Raw genomic sequence first — 4,404 nt, forward strand, 5'->3', positions numbered from 1 at the left:
GTTCTGCTGCGTGTGAAGAAATAGATGCAGCTTAAATTCGGTTGAAAGCTGTCTTGACAGAGGGGTCCACTTTACACCGACCTTGGACTCGGGAGGCTGAGAAAGCGCCTGACCTGTCGTATGTACACATGAGCGAAGCGCGACGCCATGCAGTGTCGGCCTCCCTGAGATAGCGGCTAACCCCGCCTTGCCCCTTGGTGAGCGAATCATCGCCGAGCTTCAAACTTGCCGCATGGCTTGCCCGAGATCTGGTTCAAAGCAAAATCGGTTACGGTCACTACGCCGGTGCCATAACGCGTCCCACCATCCGCCACGTTGTTCTCGTTTCCGATTGCAAAGGCCTTGACGGCCTTGCCCGACATCAGCCAAACCTAGCTCGGCTCGGCATCTAAATCCACCTACGAACGTCAACGCTGTGCGCCACCTCACTCCTCAAATATGGCGCCCAAAGGGCTGTGCCGCCGGTCGTACCATTCCAGCCCCCATCGCCGCGGCGCCGTAGCGCCGCATGGTCAAACACCAGGAACGACGCAATCATAGGACCTTCTGCCGAGCATTCGGCCATCTTTCGAACTTTATTCGAAGACAGTGACATGCGAACTCGGCAAGCGCCGCCAGCCCCGGGTGCAGCGCCAGACTGGCGGCGCAGGGGAACCTCAGTTGCCGATAGATGCCACGCTATAGCTGCGCAGTTTGTTGATCCGCTCTTGCGTGTCACTGGTATAACTCAGGAATCGCTGGCGCGTTTGTCCCGTCAGCGTGACCGGATCCATCAGCATGACGCTCAGTGGGTTCTGCGCCACGTCATTGAAGCGAAACTCGTAATGCAGATGCGGCCCGGTTGCCCTGCCGGTTTGCCCGACGTATCCGATCACTTGCCCTTGCGTGACATGCTGCCCGGGGCGGATGTCGGCGAATCCCGACAAGTGGGCGTAGTAGGTCGAGTAGCCGCCGTCATGTTTGAGGATGACGATACTGCCGTAGCCGGTCTGTTGGCCGACAAAGTCGACTGTCCCATCGCTCGTGGCGAAGACCTTGGTGCCGATGGGGGCAGCAAAGTCGATCCCCTTGTGAACAACCCACTGATGGTGCAGAGGGTGATTGCGCCAGCCGAAACCCGACGACACACGCGAGAAGTCCACGGGCGAGCGGAGAAACGGGCGCTTCATGCTGCGGCCGTCAAAGGTGTAGTAGTCCCCGGCCTTAGTGTCGTCGGCCGAATACCACAGAGCCTGATATAGCTGGCTGCGGTTGACGAGTTCGACCGCGACCGCGCGACCATTGCGCACCAAGGCGCCCACGCGGAACCCGGCTTCATAGACAATGCGAAAGCGATCGTCGGCGACAATATCGTGGTGGAAATCAATTACACCAGAGAAGATGGAAACCATCTGCTGGACAATCTCCTCGGGCACATTCTCAGCGTCCATGGTCTTGAAGAACCCATTCGCTGTGATGGTGCCTGAACGCATCTCATAGCGCAGTTCATTCCTGACCGTATGCAGGTGCGCCTTGAAAAACGGCTCGTCAAGGTCGCCGGCCCGCTCGATTACCAGTTCGTGTGAGGCGGATACGTCGCCGTCAAGAGTGGCATGCAACGAGACCAGCAGGTTGTCCTGGTCGGACTCAGCCTGTACGATCTGGCCCGGCTCGAGGTCAAGGAGTTGGCGGGCGGCAGTGCTGCCGCGGATGAATGCCTGCGCGTCGGGATCGTCCACACCGAGCCGTTTGAGCAGCGAGGCGATGGTGTCGCCGCGTTGCAGGGGCTCCTCCCGGATATAGGTGGCACGGGCGTCAGTCAGTCTTGTGAGTTGAGCATTCAGGTCGGGCAGGCGCAGGCTTGCCTGCAGGCGAGGTGCCTCGGGGCCATCGTAGGCGCTGTGCGGAGTCATTGCCATGGCGGCCGCCATGCAGAGCATGAGGACGGTCGCCACGCACGCCACCAACCGGGTGAGATGCTCCCAATGCCGTGAATGAGCCGAATCGTTGTATGCCACCGGCTTACGCGCGAAACTTTCGCGGAGTCGGCGCCATGCCGGTTGCGCACCGCGGATGCCTTCCCTAATTCGCCGATTGCGGCTCAAGCCGGCATTTTGCCAACTCGCCCTACCATCCTTGGGCTCTCTCATTGCGCCTCTCCTCTGCCCGGAGTCCTACTCTCCAGATTGAGATGCCTGCTGTCAGAGGGGCTAGTGCCGGAACTCACCTCTTCCAGCAAAAAAACCCCCAACTTGCGGTGGGGGTCGGCCATTTGCAGCACCTAGTGGAGATCTCACCTCTACTACTTCACTGCTACTACCGCTGACTGAGCACAACGTAACGTAACTCTGTTCAATCGTGCCAGTCGGTCCCTCACCAAAGCCAGAAAACATCGGGGTCAAGGTCTCGCTTTCCATGGGAGCGAACACGGACCACCCGTCGTGGCAGAACTTCACTCTCGTTGTCCATCATGCTTGCGTCCGCAAATAGTGGTTGCGGACGCAAGCCTGCCAACTCTCGGCCGCAAAAGCTAGATGCGCTTAATTTCGCGCCTATGGTCAAGCCTCCCTGCTACTGGTGCTAGAAGCGGTGGCGGATGCCAATACCGGCCGTATCTCCATGGGCTTGACCACTTAGCTTGTCGTAGTAGTAAGCTGCATACAAGTCGGTGCGCTTGGACAAGTTGTAGTCATATGCGATCGACGCAGTATTGCGACGGAATGACGCAACGTCGTTTTCAGATTTTCCATATGCGTAAGTCAGCAGCAAATTACCTGCACCGATCGGAACAGAGACTCCTGCAAGTCCATCGATGTGTTTGAGGTCACCCGACGGCCCATTGATATCGGACTTGATGTATTGCCCCTGGGCGTAGACCTTAACCACACTAAAGTCGTAGCTAATACCGGCTTGAACCGCATTCTGCTTTCGGAACCCGACGAGCGAAGCTGGCGACGTCACATCGCCGGGGCTGGTATTGAACTTGACCTGCTGAAAGGCAACCGTCGCCGCGAACGGGCCTCGGAAGTACGTCACGTTGCCGCCCCATTTGTTCTGCCCATTGGAGCCAGGCTGTTCGCCAAACGCGTAAATCGCGTTGACGGTAAGGCCATTGAAGTTCGGAGTAGAGTAGACGATGGAGTTGACCCAACCGGTGTCGCCTAGCACGCCGGGGTCGAAAAGCGTTCCATTATTGGCAGAGAGATATGTGTGGCTGATTGCGGGCCCGAAGACGTAGGAGTCGAGGATCGGGTTGAAGAGGATGGTTGAGACGAAATACGGGGTTGTATTCCTGCCCAGACGAACTTGTCCGTAGCTCGAATGCTCCAGCCCCACAAACGCATTGCGAGCGAAGAATGGCTCGCCATCGTAGCTTCCGCCTTTCCCAGTATCTACGCGGTAGAAGGCATTGAGATCAAAGATGGTCTTCAATCCGCCTCCGAGATCCTCGGTGCCCTTGATACCCCAATACGAGGTCTGCATGCCACCCCCACCCAGGATGAATGACCTGTCGCTGCCGGGTGTCCGAGTTGTGCCAATATAGCTGTCCACCTGACCGTACAGGGTGACGCTCGACTGAGCGACAGCACTACCGGTGAGCAATGCGCCTGCGAAGAACGTCAAAGTTGCGACGTGGGTGGTTCTAAAACGAAACTGTGTTTTCATGGCTGGGTAGAGAATAAAACGCGTTTTCCGTTGCGAAGTCAAAGACTCCCCCTTGCGGCCGGCTTTACAGCGGCCACAATACGAGAGCGCCCACCGCTCCTTTTCGGGCGATGGTGGAGGCAAGAAGTGTTAGAGGTCGGCTTCTTTTGCGGTCGCCATCAGAGTAGCTCGCGCTTCCTTGGCGTCGCCGAGACCATTGAAGAAAATGTTGAGAAGGATCGCTGAAATTGCCGTCAGGAGAATCGGACTCTCGAGGATAGGTGCAAGCTCGTGGGGCAGCTTCGAGAAAATCTTGGGCGAGACGACAGGCAACATCCCTAAGGCGATGCTGATTGCGACGATATAAAGATTCCTGACGTTGTGAAAGTCAACGCGAGCGAGCACCTTGATGCCGCTTGCTGTCACCATACCAAACATCACGATACCTGCTCCGCCGAGCACAAATGGCGGGATGGACGCCACAAAAACTGCAATTTTCGGGAACAGGCCCAACACCATCAGGATTACACCTGCCATCGCACACACCCATCGACTCTTGACGCCAGTAACGCTCACCAGGCCCACGTTCTGAGCGTATGAGGTGTAAGGAAAGGTATTGAAGACTCCGCCGATCATTGTGCCGATGCCATCAGCGCGGAAGCCGCGAATTAGGTCCTTCTCTGATACGGGCTTTTCGACAATCTCGCCGAGTGCGAGAAACATGCCTGTCGACTCGATGAAGGTCACGAGCATGACAATGCACATCGCAGCGATGGGCCA

The 4,404-nt window shown here is 57.3% G+C and carries 4 protein-coding genes; all 4 read right to left on the reverse strand.

The features are described from left to right. Positions 1 to 206 precede the first annotated feature (206 nt). Positions 207 to 362, reverse strand: a complete 156-nt coding sequence (locus A3A5_RS43315) for a hypothetical protein (RefSeq protein ID WP_018311114.1) — start codon at positions 360 to 362, stop codon at positions 207 to 209. Between the two features lie 294 nt (positions 363 to 656). Then, the gene (locus A3A5_RS0113575; RefSeq protein WP_018311115.1) at positions 657 to 1,919 is read right to left on the reverse strand and encodes a M23 family metallopeptidase; all 1,263 of its coding nucleotides are present in this window, start codon (positions 1,917 to 1,919) and stop codon (positions 657 to 659) included. Positions 1,920 to 2,559: 640 nt separating this feature from the next. Next, positions 2,560 to 3,645: a porin gene (locus A3A5_RS0113580; RefSeq protein ID WP_018311116.1), complete on the reverse strand. Its 1,086-nt coding sequence runs from the start codon at positions 3,643 to 3,645 to the stop codon at positions 2,560 to 2,562. A gap of 129 nt (positions 3,646 to 3,774) precedes the next feature. Beyond that, a partial coding sequence (locus tag A3A5_RS38515) for a solute carrier family 23 protein (RefSeq protein ID WP_018311117.1) occupies positions 3,775 to 4,404 on the reverse strand: 630 nt, incomplete at its 5' end.

Source organism: Cupriavidus sp. UYPR2.512, assembly GCF_000379565.1.
In the GTDB taxonomy this organism is placed as follows: domain Bacteria; phylum Pseudomonadota; class Gammaproteobacteria; order Burkholderiales; family Burkholderiaceae; genus Cupriavidus.

What these genes read in the sequence shown, in the direction of transcription:
- A3A5_RS43315 (WP_018311114.1), bottom strand. Translation starts at nt 362, where the DNA reads ATGTCGGGCAAGGCCGTCAAGGCCTTTGCAATCGGAAACGAGAACAAC.
- A3A5_RS0113575 (WP_018311115.1), bottom strand. Translation starts at nt 1,919, where the DNA reads ATGCTCTGCATGGCGGCCGCCATGGCAATGACTCCGCACAGCGCCTAC.
- A3A5_RS0113580 (WP_018311116.1), bottom strand. Translation starts at nt 3,645, where the DNA reads ATGAAAACACAGTTTCGTTTTAGAACCACCCACGTCGCAACTTTGACG.